Raw genomic sequence first — 17476 nt, 5'->3', positions numbered from 1 at the left:
AGGCAAGGAGACATCCGTGTCCAACAGCACGGTGCCCCGCAGCAGGGCCGAGGCGGCCACCACCGAGGCGGACCCCCGGGCGGAAGCCCCCGCCGGGGGGCGGCCGGAGGCGAAACGCTCCGGCAGACTGAGCCTCCGCCTGCGGTTCCGCCGGGACCGCACCCTGATCCTGATGACCCTGCCGGCCGTCCTGCTGGTCCTGGTCTTCAACTACGTACCGATCCTCGGCAATGTCGTCGCCTTCCAGGAGTACGACCCGTACGTCAGCGAAAACGGCTTCGTCGCGATGCTGGAGAGCCCTTGGGTGGGCATCGAGCAGTTCGAGCGGATCTTCGCGGACTCGGCGTTCTGGGACGCCGTGCAGAACACCCTCGTGCTGTTCTCCCTCCAGCTGGTGCTGTTCTTCCCCATCCCGATCGTGCTCGCGCTGCTCATCAACAGCGTGATCAGGCCCCGGATCCGGGCGGTGTCGCAGGCGATCCTCTACCTGCCGCACTTCTTCTCCTGGGTGCTGGTGATCACCGTCTTCCAGCAGATCTTCGGCGGCGCGGGCATCATCGCGCAGACCCTGCGCCGGCACGGTTACGAGGGCTTCGACCTCATGACCGACCCGGGGATCTTCAAGTTCCTGGTGACGGCGGAGGGCGTCTGGAAGGACGCGGGCTGGGGCGTCATCGTCTTCCTCGCCGCACTCGCCTCCGTGAGCCCCGACCTGTACGAGGCGGCGGCCATGGACGGGGCCGGGCGCTGGCGCCGGATGTGGCACGTCACGCTGCCCGCGCTGCGGCCCGTGATCGCCCTGCTGCTGGTGCTGCGCGTCGGTGACGCGCTCACCGTCGGGTTCGAGCAGATCCTGCTGCAACGCGATGCGGTCGGACCAGGGGCGGCGGAGGTCCTCGACACCTATGTGTGGTGGAACGGCGTCCGCAACCAGGACTTCAGCTACGCCGCGGCGGCCGGCCTCATCAAGGGTCTGGTGAGTGTGGCGCTCGTGCTCGCCGCGAACAAGGTGGCCCACTTCATGGGCGAGCAGGGGGTGTACAAGAAATGACCGCCGTCATCGACAAGGCCGCCCTGGACGAGGCGGCGCGCGAACCCCGCTGGTGGCAGGCTCCGCCGAGGCCCGTCTGGGAGGACGAACCCAGCAAGGCCGGGGTCGCGGGCAAGGGCATCGTCCTGGCCGGTGCCTGTCTCGCAGTGCTGTTCCCGCTGTGGATCGTCATCGTCACCAGCCTGTCCTCGAAGAAGACCATCACCGAGGCCGGCGGTCTGGTGCTGATCCCGAAGGACATCACGTTCATCGCCTACCAGGAGCTGCTGAGCGGCGGGCAGGTGACCCGGGCGGCGATCGTCAGCGTGTGCGTCACGCTGGCCGGCACCCTGTTCTCGATGGCGGTGTCGGTCCTCGCGGCGTACGGGCTGTCCAGGAGCGGTTCGCTCGGCCACCGCTGGCTGCTGATGACCCTGCTCGCGACGATGTTCTTCGGGGCCGGGCTCATCCCGACGTACCTGCTGGTGCAGTCTCTCGGGCTGACCGACACGTATCTCGCGCTGATCCTGCCGAGCGCGGTGAGCGTCTTCAACATCCTGGTGCTGCGCGCGTTCTTCATGGGCATCTCGCCGGAACTCGTCGACAGCGCACGGATCGACGGGGCGGGTGACTGGCGCATCCTCTGGCAGATCATCATTCCGCTCTCGCGGGCCGTCATCGCGGTGATCACGCTGTTCTACGCCGTGGGGTACTGGAGTGCCTGGTTCAACGCGTCGATCTACCTCAGCGATCAGAGCATGATGCCGCTGCAGAACGTCATGATCCAGCTCGTGCAGAAGCAGGAGGCGCCGGTCGGCGTGAGCCAGGCGATCAAGACCGGGCAGATCTCCGCGCTGGCGATCCAGATGGCCGTGATGGTGATGGCGCTGCTGCCGGTGGCCGTGATCTCGCCGTTCGTCCAGAAGCACTTCAAGAAGGGCATGCTCACGGGGGCCGTCAAGGGCTGAACGCCCTCCGGCCGGAGGGTCTCTGCGGCGGCGTCGTGGCCGATCGCGCAGTTCCCCGCGCCCCTGAGATATGTCTCCCCGCCCCTTCTCGTAGATCGAGGTATGTGTCATGCACGCGTCCCGCCTCAGCAGAAGAGCCGTCCTGGCCGGGACGGCTGCCGCCGCAGCGGCCGTCTCCCTTCCTCCGGCACAAGCGGTGGCGCAGGCCGCCGCCATCCCCGCGCAGAGCGGATACCGCTGGCGCAACGCCGTCCAGGGCGGCACGGGATTCATCAGCGGGGTGCTGTTCCACCCCTCCGTCAAGGGGCTCGCCTACCTCCGCACCGACATCGGCGGCGCCTACCGCTGGGACGATCGCAGGGACCGCTGGATCCCGCTGACCGACCACATCGGCTGGGACGACTGGAACCTGCTGGGCGTGGAGGCCATGGCCGTCGACCCGGCGCATCCGGACCGGGTCTACCTCGCCCTCGGCACGTACGCGCAGTCCTGGGCCGCCAACGGGGCCGTGCTGCGCTCTGAGGACCGCGGAGCGACCTGGCAGCGCACCGACCTCACCGTGAAGCTCGGGGCCAACGAGGACGGGCGCGGCTGCGGCGAGCGGCTGCTGGTCGATCCCCGGGACAGCGACACCCTGTGGCTCGGCACCCGGCACGACGGGCTGCTCAAGTCCACCGACCGGGGCGCCACCTGGCAGGCCGTGAGCTTCCCGGCCGCGCCGAGCGCCACCGGCCAGGGCATCACGCTCCTGGTCGCCGCCGACCGCAGCGTCTACGCCGGCTGGGGCGACTCCGACGGCACCCCGGGCAAGCCCAACCTGTACCGGACGTCCGACGGCGCCACCTGGGAGGCCGTCCCGGGGCAGCCGTCCGGCGCCGCCGCCCGGGTCCCGGTCCGGGCCGCGTACGACCGGCACACCCGCGAGCTGTACGTGACCTACGCCAACGCCCCCGGTCCGAACGGGCAGTCCGACGGCAGCGTGCACAAGCTGCGCGTCAGCGGCGGGAAGTGGAGCGAGGTCACCCCGGTGAAGCCGGGCGGCACGACGGCCGACGGCTCCGCCGACTCCTTCGGCTACGGCGGTGTCGCCGTCGACGCCCGCCGGCCCGGCACGCTCGTCGTCTCGACGAACAACCGCTGGGCCGACATCGACACCGTCTTCCGCTCCACCGACGCCGGCCGCACCTGGACGTCCCTGAAGGACCGGGCCGTCTTCGACGTGTCCGAGACGCCGTACCTCAACTGGGGCGGGGACAAGCCCAAGTTCGGCTGGTGGATCCAGGCCCTCGCCCTCGACCCGTACGACTCCCGGCACGTCGTCTACGGCACCGGCGCGACCCTCTACGGCACCCGCGACCTCAGGCACTGGGCCCCGCAGATCCGGGGTGTGGAGGAGGCGTCCGTACGGCAGCTGGTCTCGCCCCCGACCGGCAGGGCGCACCTGCTCAGCGGGTCCGGCGACATCGGCGTCATGTACCACGAGCGGCTCACCGCCTCCCCGTCGCGCGGCATGGCGTCGAACCCCGTGTTCGGCACATCGACGGGCCTGTCGCTGGCCGCCGCGAAGCCGTCGTACGTGGTCCGGGCCGGATGGGGCGACCACGGCAACGGCGCCTGGTCGGACGACGGCGGGAAGACCTGGGCGCCCTTCGAGGCCCAGCCGGACGTCGCCAAGTCCGCGCCCGGCCCGATCGCCACCAACGCCGACGGCAGCGTGCTGCTGTGGTCCTTCGGCACGGCCAACCCGGGCTACCGCTCCACGGACAACGGCGCCACCTGGGCGGAGGTCGCCTCCTTCCCGAAGGGTGCCGTGCCCGTCGCGGACCCCGTCGACCCGGCCCGCTGCTACGCCTTCGACACCACCACGGGCACACTCCACGCCAGCACCGACAGCGGCCGGACCTTCACCGCGCGGGCCACCGGCCTGAACGCGGGGGACACCGAGTTCCAGCTGGCCGTCACGCCCGGGCGCTCCGGTCACCTGTGGCTGAGCCTGAAGGGGAACGGGCTGTACCGGTCGACGGACGGCGGCGCGACCTTCTCCAAGGTGAGCAGCTGCTGGGCCTCGTACACCCTCGGTTTCGGCAAGGCCGCCGAGGGCGCTGCGTACCCGGCCGTCTACATGGTCGGCTCCACCGAGACCGTCACCGCCGTGTACCGCTCCGACGACGAGGCGAAGACCTGGACGCGGATCAACGACGACCGGCACCAGTGGGGCTGGATCGGCGCGTGCATCGCCGGCGACCCGCGGGTGTACGGCCGGGTCTACATCGGCACCAACGGCCGCGGCGTGCAGTACGGGGAGCCCGTCTGATGCCGGACCTGAGCGATGTGACCAGGGGCCGGCTGCTCTTCGGCGGCGACTACAACCCCGAGCAGTGGCCCGAGGAGACCTGGCACGAGGACGTCCGGCTGATGAAGGCCGCCCGCGTCAACTCCGTCACGCTCGGTGTCTTCTCCTGGTCGACGCTCGAACCGGAACCCGGTGCACGAGAGTTCGGCCGGCTGGACACGCTGATGGACCTGATGCACGACAACGGCATCGGGGTCGTCCTCGCCACCCCGACCTCCTCGCCCCCGCCCTGGATGGGCCGGCTGCACCCCGACACCCTGCCCGTCACCGAGGACGGCCGCACCGAGTGGTGGGGCGGCCGGCAGCACTTCTCGCACTCCAGCGCCATCTACCGGCGCTACGCCGCCGCCATCACCGAGGACCTGGCCGCCCGCTACGGCGGCCACCCGGCCCTGACGATGTGGCACATCAACAACGAGTACTGCACCTACGACTACGGCGACGAGGCGGCCGCCGCCTTCCGCCGCTGGCTGCGCGGGAAGTACCGCACGCTCGACGCCCTCAACGAGGCCTGGGGCACCGCCTTCTGGAGCCAGGGCTACGACACCTGGGACGGCATCCTGCCGCCCCGCCTGCCGCACTACCTGCGCAACCCCGGCCAGGTCCTGGACTTCCGCCGCTTCACCTCCGACATGCTCCTGGAGTGTTGCACCGCCGAGCGGGACATCGTCCGGCGGCACACCCCGCACCTGCCGGTCACCAGCAACTTCATGCCGCTGTGGTTCGGGCAGGACGCGTGGCGCTGGGCCGAGGAGGAGGACGTCGTCTCCGTCGACCTCTACCCGGACCCGCGTGACCCGCTCGGCGCGCAGAACGGCGCCCTGGTCCAGGACATGACCCGCTCCCAGGCGCGCGGGCCCTGGATGCTGATGGAGCAGGCGGCCGGGCCGGTCAACTGGCGGGGCGTGAACCACCCCAAGCCGCGCGGCCTCAACCGGCTGTGGTCCCTCCAGGCCGTGGCCCGCGGCGCCGACGCCGTCTGCTTCTTCCAGTGGCGCCAGTCCCGGCAGGGCGCGGAGAAGTTCCACTCCGGCATGGTCAGCCACGCGGGGGAGGAGGGCCGGACGTACCAGGAGGTCCAGCGGCTCGGCGCCGACCTGGAGCGGATCGCGCCCGAGGTGACCGGCAGGCACCTCACCGCCGACGTCGCCGTCCTGCACGACTGGCACGCCTGGTGGGCCGGCGCCCAGGACGGCCGCCTGTCCAGCCGGGTGGAGTACCCGGACGTCCTGCGCGCCTGGCACCGGGCCCTGTGGCAGGCGCACCTCACCACCGACTTCGCCCACCCCGAGCACGACCTGACGCCGTACGCGATGGTCGTCGTGCCACAGCTGTACGCCCTCACCGACACCGCGACCGACAACCTCCTCGCCTACGTACGGCAGGGCGGCACCCTCGTCTGCGGGTTCCAGACCGGCGTCGCCGACGAGGACGACCGGGTCCGCCCCGGCGGCATGGACGCCCGGCTGCGCGCACTGTTCGGCATCCGCACGCTGCACGAGTGGTGGCCCCTGGACGAGGGGGAGACCGTGGCCTGCGAGGGCTTCAGCGGCACGCTGTGGTCCGAGGAACTGGAGGGGGACGGCACCGCCGAGGAGACCGTCCGCTACCGGGGCGGTGAACTCGACGGACTGCCCGCCGTCCTGCGCAAGGGCCGTGCCTGGTACGTCTCCACCCTCCCCGAGCCCGGGGCGCTGCGCGGCCTGCTGGCCTCGGTCGCCGCCGGCGTGGGCGTCCGGCCGGTGCTGGACGACCTACCCGAGCAGGTGGAGGCCGTACGCCGGGGCGAGGTGCTGTTCGTGCTCAACCACGGCCGCGAGCCGGTGACCGTCGACGTGCCCGGCACCCACCGCGACCTGCTGACCGGTACCGACGTCACCGACCGGGTCGCCCTCGGCCGCTACGGGGCGGCGGTGCTCCGGCCATGACCGCCTCCGCCCCCGTCCACGGCACCTGGGAGCCGCACCCGGCCGCCCGCTGGGAGGACGCCTTCCTCAGCGGCAACGGCCGGCACGGCGCCCTGGTCTTCGGCGACCCGCACGCGGAGCGGGTCGTCGTCACGCACCACACGCTGGTGCGGCCGAACGGCAGGGACCCGCGGCCCCCGCAGCTCGCCGGCGACCTGCCCGGGCTTCAGGACCGCCTCCTGGCCGGTGACACGCGAGCCGCCGAGGACTTCACGGACGGGCGTCCCCTCCAGTGGGTGCAGCCCTTCCACCCGGCGTTCCAGGTCCGGCTGGCCCGGCCCGGGGACGGCGGCCACGACTACCGGCGGGACGTCGACTTCACCACCGGAGTGGTGAGCACGACCTGCGCCGGGTGGGCCGGCCGCGTCTTCGTCTCCCGCGCCGACGACGTGATCGTCCAGCACGTCACCGGACCCGCCCTCACCCTCGACATCGACCTCGACCCCCGGCTGCCCGGAGCCCCCGCCCGGCTGGGCATCGGCCACGGGGCCGTCCTCACCCCGGAGGGCGCCCTGCTCAGCGTGCGCGTCCGCTACCCGGACGGCGACCGGGCCTGCACCGGCGTCACCCAGGTCACCGTCACCGGCGGCACGACCACCCTGGTGCCCCCGGGCGTGCGCATCGAGGACGCCCGGTCCGTGCTGCTCCTCACCCGGGTGCACCGGCACACCGGGGAGCTCGACGTGGTCGCCGAGGGACGCGCCCTGCGCGACCTGCCCACGGCGTACGACGAGCTCCTCGACCGCCACGTCGCACTGCACCGCACCGCCTACGAGCGCGTCACCCTCGACCTCGCCGCCGACCCCGCCGAACGGGCCCTGCCCGGATCCGAGTTGCTGACGAGGCCCCGCAGCGCGGCTCTGCTGGAGCGACTCTTCGCCGCCGGGCGCTACCACCTGCTGTCCGCCGGCGGCCTCTTCCCGCCCCGGCTGACCGGACTGTGGACCGGCGACTGGAACACGGCCTGGTCGGGCGCGTTCACCAACGACGCCAACCTCAACCTCCAGACCGCCTCGGCCGCTGCCGCCGCCCTTCCCGAGGTCACCGAGGCCCTCGCCAACCTGGTCCACCGCCAGCTCCCCGACTGGCGCGACAACGCCCGCGCGATCTTCGGCACCCGGGGCGCGGTCGCCCCCGCCCACACCGACGGCGAGTCCGGCCACTCCTACCACTACAACCGCGAGTACCCGCTGCACCTGTGGACCGCCGGCGCCGACTGGCTGCTCAAACCACTCGTCGACCACGACGAGACCCACGGCACCCGCGACCCCCGCACCGCCGCCGCCCTCGCCGAAGTCGCCCTGTTCTACGAGGACTTCCTCACCAGGACAGACGAGAACGGCCACCTCGTCGTCGTGCCCTCCTACTCACCGGAGAACCGCCCCGCCAACGCGAGCTGGGGCACGATCAACGCCGCCATGGACCTCTCCGCGGCCCGCCACGCCCTGCGCACGGCCGCCGCGTACCACCCTGGCCCCGACGCCGACCGCTGGAACGCCCTCGCCGACCGGCTCCCGCCGCACCGGGTCAACGAGGACGGGGCCCTGGCCGAATGGGCGTGGCCCGGCCTCACCGACTCCTACGACCACCGCCACCTCAGCCACCTCTACGGCGTCTGGCCGCTCGACGAGATCACCCCCTACGACAGCCCCCGGCTCGCCGCCGCCGCCCACCGCGCCCTCGAACTGCGCGGAGCCGAGAACGACTCCGCGCACGGACACCTCCACCACGCCCTCGTCGCCGCCCGGCTCCGGGACGCGGACCGCGTCGCCCACGCTCTCGGACAGGTCCTGGACGGCGACTTCTTCCACGCCTCCCTGATGAGCGCCCACTACCCGAAGCGCGACGTCTACAACGCCGACGCCGCGCACACCCTGCCCGCCGTGCTGATCGAGATGCTCGTCCAGTCGACCCCCGACCGGCTGGTCCTGCTGCCCGCGCTGCCGGCGGCCTATCCCGAGGGCGCCCTGCGGGGCGTGCGCACCCGGTTCGGGGCCGAGCTCGACCTCACCTGGACGCGGGACGGTGCCACCGCCGTCATCAGACCCGGCCGCACCCACCGCGTCGAACTCCGCACTTCTTCCGGCGCAGCATCCCTCCACCTGGTCGCCGGAGAGGACCACGTCATCACCCTGAGGACGTGGTAGTTCCCCCCACCCCCCCCCACCCATGGAAGGGACACCATGGCATCAAGCACGCTGCGCAGGGTCACCAAGGCCCTGCTGGCCCCCGCCCTGGCACTCGGCGCCACCATCGGCCTCGCCTCCGCCCCCGCCTCCGCCGCCGTCTGGAACTCCTGCGACCAGTGGGGGCAGACCAACCTGAACGGCTACACGCTCTACAACAACATCTGGGGCTCCGGCGCCGGCAGCCAGTGCATCTGGGCCAACTCCGGTACCAACTGGGGCGTCTGGGCCAACCACCCCAACACCGGCGGCATCAAGTCCTACCCGAACCAGACGAAGGCGATCAACAAGTCGATCACCTCGCTGACCTCGCTGTCCAGCAGCTACAACGTCAGCGTCCCGTCGTCCGGCGCGTACAACACGTCGTACGACATCTGGGACACGGACCACGACTACGAGATCATGCTCTGGGTCAACAAGACCGGAGCCGTCGGTCCCCTCGGCACCTCGCAGGGCAGCGTCAGCCTCGGCGGCCACTCCTGGAACGTCTTCAAGGGCACCAACGGAGCCAACGAGGTGTTCTCGTTCATCCGCACCTCCAACTCCAGCTCCGGCACCGTGAACATCCTGCCGATCCTGAAGTGGATCAAGGACACCAAGAAGTGGATGGGCAACGAGACCATCGGTGACGTGCAGTTCGGCTACGAGATCACCTCGTCGTCCGGCGGGCTGAACTTCACCACCAACAACCTGACGGTCAGCAGCAGCTGATCCGTCGCGGGTCCGGGGCCGGCCGCGCCGTCAGACGCGGTCGACCCCGGCCCGCGGCACGCGCAGACAAGGTGAGGGACGGCCGGAACCCGCCCGGCGACTCACGCCCCGGCCGCCCCCACACCCACGGCTACTCCGCTACAGGCAGCCGTGCCCCGTCCCGCAGGAACAGCGGGATGCGGTCCAGCGGGGCGTCGACCGTCACGGCCCGGCCGCCCTCGTACGTCTCACCCGTCCAGGCGTCCGTCCAGGACGCCCCGGCCGGCAGGTACGCCGTACGGGCGGTGGCGCCGGCCGTCAGCACCGGGGCGACCAGCAGGTCGGGGCCGAACAGGTAGGAGTCGTCGACCGACCAGGCCGCCTGGTCGTCGGGGAACTCCAGGAACAGCGGCCGCATCACCGGCAGGCCCTCGTCGTGGGCCGCCCGCATCACGTCCAGCACGTATGGCTTCAGCCGCTCGCGCAGCCGCAGATACCGCTCCAGGATCGCCCCGGCCTCCTCGCCGTACGACCACACCTCGTTCGGGCCGCCCGTCATCTCCGGGCCCAGCGGCATGCCCGGGTCGCGGAAGCCGTGCAGCCGCATCAGCGGGGACAGCGCGCCGAACTGGAACCAGCGGACCATCACCTCCCGGTACGCCGGGTCGTCCGGGTCGCCGCCGTGGAAGCCGCCGATGTCGGTGTTCCACCACGGGATGCCCGACAGGGCCGTGTTGAGGCCGGCCGCGATCTGGCGGCGCAGGGTCGGGAAGTCCGTGCCGATGTCACCCGACCACAGGGCGGCGCCGTAGCGCTGACTGCCCGCCCACGCCGAGCGGTTGAGGGTGACGATCTCCTCCTCGCCGGTGGCGAGCAGGCCCTCGTAGAAGGTCCGGGCGTTCTCGGCCGGATAGGCGTTGCCGACCTCCAGGCCCGGGCCCGCCCAGTACCGCAGGTTCTCCTGGAAGCCGGGCTTCAGCTCCGGCTCGCAGGCGTCCAGCCAGAACGCCGTGATGCCGTACGGGTCGAGGTAGTTCTCCTTCACCTTCGACCACACGAACTCCCGGGCCTGCGGGTTGGTGGCGTCGTAGAAGGCCACCTGGACCGTGGAGGCGACCTCCTTGTCGGGCCAGTCGGCGTGCGCCATCGGCCCGTACTGGGTGCCGATGAAGTACCCGCGCTGCTCCATGACCGGGTGGTTCTCGCTCAGCGGCGACACCGACGGCCAGACGCTCACCACCAGTTTGATGCCGAGCTCCTCCAGCTCCCGCACCATCGCCGCCGGGTCCGGCCACTCCTTCGGGTCGAACTTCCAGTCGCCCAGGTGCGTCCAGTGGAAGAAGTCGCAGACGATCGCCGAGATGGGCAGCCCCCGCCGCTTGTACTCCCGGGCCACAGCCATGAGTTCGTCCTGGGTGCGGTAGCGCAGCTTGCACTGCCAGAACCCCGCGGCCCACTCCGGCAGCATGGGGCTGCGGCCGGTCACCGCGCTGTAGCGGCGCTGGCCGTCGGCCGGGTCGCCCGCGGTGATCCAGTAATCGATCTGCCGGGCCGAGTCGGCCACCCACCGGGTGCCGTTGTGCGCCAGCTCCACCCGGCCGATCGCCGGATTGTTCCACAGCAGGGTGTAGCCGCGGCTGGAGCTGAGCACCGGAATGCCGACCTCGGCATTGCGCTGGACCAGGTCCAGCACCAGGCCCTTCTGGTCGAAGCGCCCGTGCTGGTGCTGGCCGAGGCCGTACAGCTTCTCGTCGTCATAGGCGGCGAAGCGCTGCTCCAGGCGGTGGTGTCCGTTGCCGACGGCCGTGTAGAGGCGGGAGCCGGGCCACCAGAAGTGGGCGCGGTCCTCGGCGAGGATCTCCTCGGAGTCCTCCGTACGCAGGAAGCGGATCAGACCCTCGGCGCTCACCTCGACGGTGAGCGCGCCGACGGTCAGCTGCCCGCGTCCGTCCTCGGTCTTCACCGTGGCCGGTGTCGCCGGAGCCTCGTCGAGCAGGGCGCCCGGGAGCCCGTCGAGGACCGGGCCGCCGAGCCGGGCACGCACCCGGACCGCGTCCGGACCCCACGGCTCGATCCGGAGGGTCTCCTGGCGGCCGCTCCACTCCAGCGCGCCGTCCCGCTCGCGGAAGGTGCCGACGGTCGGGGAGGACTGCGCCAGGCTCACCTGGGGCTGGGCTTCAGCAGGCTGATTCACGTGGCGGGCTCCTGTGCTCCTGGAGGTGTGCAGACAGAGGAGTGCAGACAGAGGTGTGCAGACATGGGGGTGCCCCGGAAGGGGCGTTGTTCAGCGGCTGGGAGGAGCGGGTGGCGGTGATCGACTACGACCGGCTCGGCGCCGGCCCCGTGCTCCCCCGGACCGTCAGCTCGGGCGCGATCAGCACGACCTCGTCGCTGCCGCGCCCGTCGAGCTTGGCCACCAGGTGGTCCACGGCGTGCCGTCCCATCTCCTGCGCGGGAATGGCCACCGACGTGAGCCGCACCGAGGCCTGCATCGCCACCTGGTCCGGGCAGATCGCGACCACCGACACGTCCTCCGGCACGGCCCGGCCCTGCTGCCGCAGCAGCGCGAGCAGCGGCTCCACCGCTGACTCGTTCTGCACGATGAGCCCCGAGGTGCCCGGGCGCTCGTCGAGGATCCGGGCGAGCGTCACGGCCATCGCGTCGTACCCGCCCTCGCACGGCCGGTGCAGCAGCCGCACCCCCAGCTCCCGGGAACGGGACCTGAGTCCGTCCAGAGTGCGTTCGGCGAAGCCGGTGTGCCGCTCGTAGACGGCCGGAGCCTCCCCGATGACGGCGATGTCCTGGTGCCCCTGCTTGGCCAGGTGCTCCACGCACAGCGCGCCCGTCGCCCGGAAGTCCAGATCGACGCAGGTCAGCCCCGAGGTGTCGGCGGGCAGTCCGATCAGCACGGACGGCTGGTCCGTCTCGCGGAGCAGCGGCAGCCGCTCGTCGTCGAGTTCCACGTCCATCAGGATCATCCCGTCGGCGATCCCGCTGCCCGCCACGCGGCGCACGGCGTCGGGGCCCTCCTCGCCGGTGAGCAGCAGCACGTCGTACCCGTGGGCGCGGGCGGAGGTCGCCACGGCGATGGCGATCTCCATCATCACGGGCACGTACATGTCCGTGCGCAGCGGGACCATCAGCGCGATGATGTTCGACTTGCTGCTGGCCAGGGCACGCGCCCCGGCGTTCGGGTGGTACCCGAGCTCGCGGATGCTCCGCTCGACCCGCTGCCGGGTGTTCGCGGAGATGGACCGCTTGCCGCTGAGGACATAGCTCACCGTGCTCGCCGAGACTCCGGCGTGCTGGGCGACCTCGGCAAGGGTGACCATCCAGCTCTCCAAGCTTTTGTGAAGCGCTTCGACAGTGCGCGTAGCTGATAAGGGTGTGTGAGGGTGGTTCGACAGTAGCCCCAGCAGGAGTGGGTGTCCATAGGTTATCGAAGCGCTTCGACGCGGATTTCTCGGAGCGCTCTCAGAGCCCGGAGCGGCCACCGGGACGGCACCTCGATGCAACACCGTCGTCAGACGCGCGACAAGTGCCGGGGCGCTGTGCCCCCCTTCGGCCGAACGGACGCGGGAGGACTGGTGGGAGCGTCCGGATTCGGGTACCAACGATCCAGTAGCACTGGTCGGTAACGAAACGGTCCTCCATCTTCTAGTTGCGGCGAGGTGCCCCTCATGTCCGCTTCCACCACCCCTTCTTCCCGTCCCGCCGTCACCGAGCGGGAGGCCCGTGAGGTGGCGGAGGCCGCCCGGGAACAGCACTGGCGCAAGCCCAGCTTCGCCAAGGAGCTGTTCCTCGGCCGCTTCCGGCTCGACCTCATCCACCCCCACCCCCTCCCGGACGACGAGGCGGCCCAGCGCGGCGAGGAGTTCCTCGCCAAGCTCCGCGACTTCGTCGAGACGAAGGTCGACGGGGCCCTCATCGAGCGCGAGGCCCGGATCCCCGACGAGGTGATCGACGGGCTGAAGGAGCTCGGCGCCTTCGGCATGAAGATCGACACCAAGTACGGCGGGCTCGGCCTCGGGCAGGTGTACTACAACAAGGCACTCACCCTGGCCGGCTCCGCCAGCCCCGCGATCGGCGTGCTGCTCTCCGCGCACCAGTCGATCGGCGTGCCCCAGCCGCTGAAGCTGTTCGGCACCCAGGACCAGCGCGAGCGCTTCCTCCCGCGCTGCGCCCGCACGGACATCAGCGCCTTCCTGCTCACCGAGCCCGACGTCGGCTCCGACCCGGCCCGTCTCGCCACCACGGCGATCCCGGACGGCGACGACTACGTCCTCGACGGCGTGAAGCTGTGGACCACCAACGGCGTCGTCGCCGACCTGCTGGTCGTCATGGCCCGGGTCCCGAAGAGCGAGGGCCACCGCGGCGGCATCACCGCCTTCGTCGTGGAGACGAACGCGCCGGGCGTCACCGTCGAGAACCGCAACGCCTTCATGGGCCTGCGCGGCATCGAGAACGGCGTCACCCGCTTCCACCAGGTCCGCGTGCCCGCCGCCAACCGCGTCGGCGAGGAGGGCCAGGGCCTCAAGATCGCTCTGACCACCCTCAACACCGGGCGGCTCTCGCTGCCGGCCTCCTGTGTCGCCGCCGGCAAGTGGTGCCTGAAGATCGCCCGGGAGTGGTCCGCAGCCCGCGAGCAGTGGGGCAAGCCCGTCGCGCACCACGAGGCGGTCGGCTCCAAGATCTCCTTCATCGCGGCCACCACCTTCGCCCTGGAGGCCGTGACGGACCTGGCCTCGCAGATGGCCGACGAGGACCGCAACGACATCCGCATCGAAGGCGCCCTCGCCAAGCTCTACGCCTCCGAGATGGCCTGGACGATGGCCGACGAGCTCGTCCAGATCCGCGGCGGCCGCGGCTTCGAGACGGCCGAATCCCTCCGCGCCCGCGGTGAGCGCGCCGTCCCCGCCGAGCAGCTCCTGCGCGACCTGCGCATCAACCGCATCTTCGAGGGCTCCACCGAGATCATGCACCTGCTGATCGCGCGCGAGGCCGTCGACGCCCACCTCTCGGTCGCCGGCGACCTCATCGACCCCGAGAAGTCCCTCGGCGACAAGGCCAGGGCCGGCGCGAACGCGGGCGTCTTCTACGCCAAGTGGCTGCCGAAACTGGTCGCCGGCCCCGGCCAGCTCCCGGCCTCCTACGGCGAGTTCAAGCACGAGGTGGACCTCTCCGGGCACCTGCGCTACGTCGAGCGCACCGCCCGCAAGCTCGCCCGCTCCACCTTCTACGCCATGTCCCGCTGGCAGGGCCGCATGGAGTCCAAGCAGGGCTTCCTCGGCCGGATCGTCGACATCGGCGCCGAGCTGTTCGCCATGAGCGCGTCCTGCGTGCGGGCCGAACTGCTGCGCAGCCAGGGCGACCACGGCCGCGAGGCCTACCAGCTCGCCGACGTCTTCTGCCGCCAGGCGAGGATCCGCGTCGAGGAGCTCTTCACCCGCCTGTGGACCAACACCGACGACCTCGACCGCACGGTCGTCAAGGGCGTCCTGTCCGGCACGTACGAGTGGCTGGAGCAGGGCATCGTCGACCCGTCGGGCGACGGCCCCTGGATCGCGGACGCGACACCGGGACCGAGCCAGAAGGAGAACGTCCACCGGCCGATCCGCTAGGCCCGGCCCGCCTGGGGGCGTGCACAGAGATGGCGCGCGCCCCCGGGATGGGGATGCGCTGTCCTCACACACCGGCCTTACGGCAACAATGGAGCAATGAGCGACAGTCCAGCCCCCCTCGCCGATCCCCACCTGGTGTACGACCCCGTAGCGGGCGACGGCCCCAAGGACGTGGTGATCCTCGGCTCCACCGGGTCCATCGGCACCCAGGCCATCGACCTCGTGCTGCGCAACCCCGGCCGGTTCCGGGTCACCGGCCTCTCGGCCAACGGCGGCCGGGTCGCCCTCCTCGCCGAGCAGGCGCACCGGCTGCGGGTGCGGACGGTCGCCGTGGCCCGCGAGGACGTCGTACCGGCCCTGCGCGAGGCGCTCACCGCGCAGTACGGCACGAGCGAGCCGCTCCCGGAGATCCTCGCCGGCCCGGACGCGGCGTCCCAGGTCGCGGCCTCCGACTGCCACACCGTCCTGAACGGCATCACCGGCTCCATCGGACTCGCCCCGACCCTGGCCGCCCTGGAGGCGGGCCGCACCCTCGCGCTCGCCAACAAGGAGTCGCTCATCGTGGGCGGCCCGCTGGTCAAGGCCCTCGCCAAGCCCGGGCAGATCATCCCGGTCGACTCCGAGCACGCCGCCCTCTTCCAGGCCCTGGCCGCCGGCACCCGCGCCGACGTCCGCAAGCTGGTCGTCACCGCCTCCGGCGGCCCGTTCCGCGGCCGTACGAAGGCCGAGCTGGCGAACGTCACCGTCGAGGACGCCCTCGCCCACCCCACGTGGGCCATGGGCCCGGTCATCACGATCAACTCCGCGACCCTCGTCAACAAGGGCCTGGAGGTCATCGAGGCACACCTCCTCTACGACATTCCCTTCGACCGCATTGAGGTCGTCGTGCATCCCCAGTCGTATGTCCACTCGATGGTTGAGTTCACAGATGGATCGACACTGGCCCAGGCGACCCCGCCCGACATGCGCGGGCCCATCGCCATCGGCCTCGGCTGGCCCGAGCGCGTCCCCGACGCGGCGCCCACCTTCGACTGGAGCAAGGCCTCGACCTGGGAGTTCTTCCCGCTCGACAACGAGGCCTTCCCGTCGGTGAACCTCGCCCGGCACGTGGGCGAGCTCGCGGGCACCGCCCCGGCGGTGTTCAATGCGGCCAACGAGGAGTGCGTGGAGGCGTTCCGTCAGGGCGCACTGCCGTTCAACGGGATCATGGACACCGTCACCCGGGTCGTCGAGGAGCACGGCACCCCGCGTACGGGAACCTCACTCACCGTGTCGGACGTCCTCGAAGCGGAGACCTGGGCGCGGACCCGGGCCCGGCAACTGGCGGCACAGACGGCGGAGGCCCGTGCATGACGACCCTGATGTTCATCCTCGGCATACTCCTCTTCGCGGTCGGCCTGCTGTTCTCGATCGCGTGGCACGAGCTGGGGCACCTGTCCACCGCCAAGCTCTTCGGCATCCGCGTGCCGCAGTACATGGTCGGCTTCGGCCCCACTCTCTTCTCGCGCAACAAGGGCGAGACGGAGTACGGCATCAAGGCCATCCCGTTCGGCGGCTACATCCGCATGATCGGCATGTTCCCGCCCGGCCCCGACGGCCGGATGGAAGCCCGCTCCACCTCCCCCTGGCGCGGCATGATCGAGGACGCCCGCACCGCCGCCTACGAGGAGCTCAAGCCGGGCGACGAGAACCGCATGTTCTACACGCGCGCCCCCTGGAAGCGCGTGATCGTGATGTTCGCGGGCCCCTTCATGAACCTGGTCCTGGCGGTGGCGCTGTTCCTCACCGTCCTGATGGGCTTCGGCATCACCCAGCAGACCACCACGGTCAGCTCGGTCTCCCAGTGCGTCATCGCGCAGAACGAGAACCGCGACAAGTGCGAGAAGGGCGACCCGGCCGCCCCCGCGGCCGCTGCGGGCCTCAAGGCGGGCGACAAGATCGTCTCCTTCAACGGGGTGAAGACCGACGACTGGAACAAGCTGTCCGACCTCATCCGCGCCACCCCCGGCAAGGAGGTGCCGATCGTCGTCGAGCGGGACGGCAAGGACGTCACCCTGCACGCGAAGATCGCCACCAACCAGGTCGCCAAGAAGGACGCCTCCGGCCAGATCGTCGAGGGCCAGTACGTCCAGGCCGGCTTCCTCGGCTTCAGCGCCGCCACCGGCGTGGTCAAGCAGGACTTCGGCGACTCGGTGACCTGGATGGGCGACCGCATCGGCGAGGCCGTCGACTCCCTCGCCGCCCTGCCGGGCAAGGTCCCCGCCCTGTGGAACGCGGCCTTCGACGGCGCAGAGCGCGAGGCCGACTCCCCGATGGGCGTGGTCGGCGCGGCCCGCGTCGGCGGCGAGATCTTCACCCTCGACATCCCGCCCACCCAGCAGCTGGCCATGGCCCTCATGCTGGTCGCCGGCTTCAACCTCTCCCTGTTCCTGTTCAACATGCTCCCGCTGCTGCCGCTCGACGGCGGCCACATCGCGGGCGCCCTGTGGGAGTCGCTGCGCCGCAACACGGCCAAGCTGCTGCGCCGGCCGGACCCGGGCCCCTTCGACGTGGCGAAGCTCATGCCGGTCGCCTACGTCGTCGCCGGGATCTTCATCTGCTTCACCATCCTGGTCCTGATCGCCGACGTGGTTAACCCGGTGAGAATCTCCTAGTCATACG

Annotated in this window: 11 protein-coding genes; 9 read left to right on the top strand and 2 right to left on the bottom strand. The window is 71.2% G+C overall.

Going from position 1 to position 17476, the window contains the following annotated elements; translation table 11 throughout:
* The first annotated feature begins 16 nt into the window (after positions 1-16).
* The 6 genes from OO68_RS33880 to OO68_RS33855 all read left to right on the top strand — a co-directional run bounded on the left by OO68_RS33880 (position 17) and on the right by OO68_RS33855 (position 9215).
* Entirely contained in the window at positions 17-1051 is a 1035-nt protein-coding gene (locus tag OO68_RS33880; RefSeq protein WP_033313073.1) for an ABC transporter permease, read from the top strand.
* A complete protein-coding gene (locus OO68_RS33875) occupies positions 1048-1998 on the top strand; it encodes a carbohydrate ABC transporter permease (protein ID WP_033313072.1) in 951 nt (316 codons plus the stop codon). Before OO68_RS33880 ends, OO68_RS33875 begins: the two co-directional genes overlap by 4 nt.
* A gap of 109 nt (positions 1999-2107) precedes the next feature.
* Positions 2108-4312, top strand: a complete 2205-nt coding sequence (locus tag OO68_RS33870) for a sialidase family protein (RefSeq protein WP_033313071.1) — start codon at positions 2108-2110, stop codon at positions 4310-4312.
* Positions 4312-6279 carry a beta-galactosidase gene (locus OO68_RS33865; RefSeq protein WP_033313069.1) on the top strand — a complete coding sequence of 656 codons (1968 nt, stop codon included), beginning with the start codon at positions 4312-4314 and terminating at the stop codon, positions 6277-6279. The genes OO68_RS33870 and OO68_RS33865 overlap by 1 nt, the downstream gene beginning before the upstream one ends.
* Complete coding sequence (locus tag OO68_RS33860; RefSeq protein ID WP_033313065.1) at positions 6276-8465, top strand: glycosyl hydrolase family 95 catalytic domain-containing protein; 2190 nt, start codon at positions 6276-6278, stop codon at positions 8463-8465. Before OO68_RS33865 ends, OO68_RS33860 begins: the two co-directional genes overlap by 4 nt.
* A gap of 36 nt (positions 8466-8501) precedes the next feature.
* Positions 8502-9215: a glycoside hydrolase family 12 protein gene (locus OO68_RS33855; protein ID WP_033313064.1), complete on the top strand. Its 714-nt coding sequence runs from the start codon at positions 8502-8504 to the stop codon at positions 9213-9215.
* Positions 9216-9345: 130 nt separating this feature from the next.
* Here OO68_RS33855 and OO68_RS33850 read toward each other — a convergent pair whose 3' ends face one another.
* On the bottom strand, positions 9346-11388 hold the full coding sequence (locus OO68_RS33850) for a glycoside hydrolase family 31 protein (RefSeq protein ID WP_033313063.1): 2043 nt from the start codon (positions 11386-11388) through the stop codon (positions 9346-9348).
* 124 nt (positions 11389-11512) lie between these two features.
* Positions 11513-12526, bottom strand: coding sequence for a LacI family DNA-binding transcriptional regulator (locus OO68_RS33845; protein WP_033313062.1), 1014 nt, complete (start codon positions 12524-12526; stop codon positions 11513-11515).
* A gap of 348 nt (positions 12527-12874) precedes the next feature.
* On the opposite strand from OO68_RS33845, the gene OO68_RS33840 reads away from it, so the two are divergent.
* The 3 genes from OO68_RS33840 to OO68_RS33830 all read left to right on the top strand — a co-directional run bounded on the left by OO68_RS33840 (position 12875) and on the right by OO68_RS33830 (position 17469).
* Complete coding sequence (locus OO68_RS33840) at positions 12875-14815, top strand: acyl-CoA dehydrogenase family protein (RefSeq protein WP_033313060.1); 1941 nt, start codon at positions 12875-12877, stop codon at positions 14813-14815.
* 96 nt (positions 14816-14911) lie between these two features.
* Positions 14912-16168, top strand: a complete 1257-nt coding sequence (gene dxr / locus OO68_RS33835) for a 1-deoxy-D-xylulose-5-phosphate reductoisomerase (RefSeq protein WP_033313058.1) — start codon at positions 14912-14914, stop codon at positions 16166-16168.
* Complete coding sequence (locus OO68_RS33830) at positions 16165-17469, top strand: site-2 protease family protein (RefSeq protein WP_033313057.1); 1305 nt, start codon at positions 16165-16167, stop codon at positions 17467-17469. The genes dxr and OO68_RS33830 overlap by 4 nt, the downstream gene beginning before the upstream one ends.
* Positions 17470-17476: the final 7 nt, after the last annotated feature.

Origin of the sequence: Streptomyces iakyrus (genome assembly GCF_000717055.1) — a bacterium.
Classification (GTDB): domain Bacteria; phylum Actinomycetota; class Actinomycetes; order Streptomycetales; family Streptomycetaceae; genus Streptomyces; species Streptomyces iakyrus.
This window is presented reverse-complemented; position numbering and strand designations above follow the sequence as displayed.

What these genes read in the sequence shown, in the direction of transcription:
- OO68_RS33875 (WP_033313072.1), top strand. Translation starts at nt 1,048, where the DNA reads ATGACCGCCGTCATCGACAAGGCCGCCCTGGACGAGGCGGCGCGCGAA.
- OO68_RS33870 (WP_033313071.1), top strand. Translation starts at nt 2,108, where the DNA reads ATGCACGCGTCCCGCCTCAGCAGAAGAGCCGTCCTGGCCGGGACGGCT.
- OO68_RS33865 (WP_033313069.1), top strand. Translation starts at nt 4,312, where the DNA reads ATGCCGGACCTGAGCGATGTGACCAGGGGCCGGCTGCTCTTCGGCGGC.
- OO68_RS33860 (WP_033313065.1), top strand. Translation starts at nt 6,276, where the DNA reads ATGACCGCCTCCGCCCCCGTCCACGGCACCTGGGAGCCGCACCCGGCC.
- OO68_RS33855 (WP_033313064.1), top strand. Translation starts at nt 8,502, where the DNA reads ATGGCATCAAGCACGCTGCGCAGGGTCACCAAGGCCCTGCTGGCCCCC.
- OO68_RS33845 (WP_033313062.1), bottom strand. Translation starts at nt 12,526, where the DNA reads ATGGTCACCCTTGCCGAGGTCGCCCAGCACGCCGGAGTCTCGGCGAGC.
- OO68_RS33840 (WP_033313060.1), top strand. Translation starts at nt 12,875, where the DNA reads ATGTCCGCTTCCACCACCCCTTCTTCCCGTCCCGCCGTCACCGAGCGG.
- dxr (WP_033313058.1), top strand. Translation starts at nt 14,912, where the DNA reads ATGAGCGACAGTCCAGCCCCCCTCGCCGATCCCCACCTGGTGTACGAC.
- OO68_RS33830 (WP_033313057.1), top strand. Translation starts at nt 16,165, where the DNA reads ATGACGACCCTGATGTTCATCCTCGGCATACTCCTCTTCGCGGTCGGC.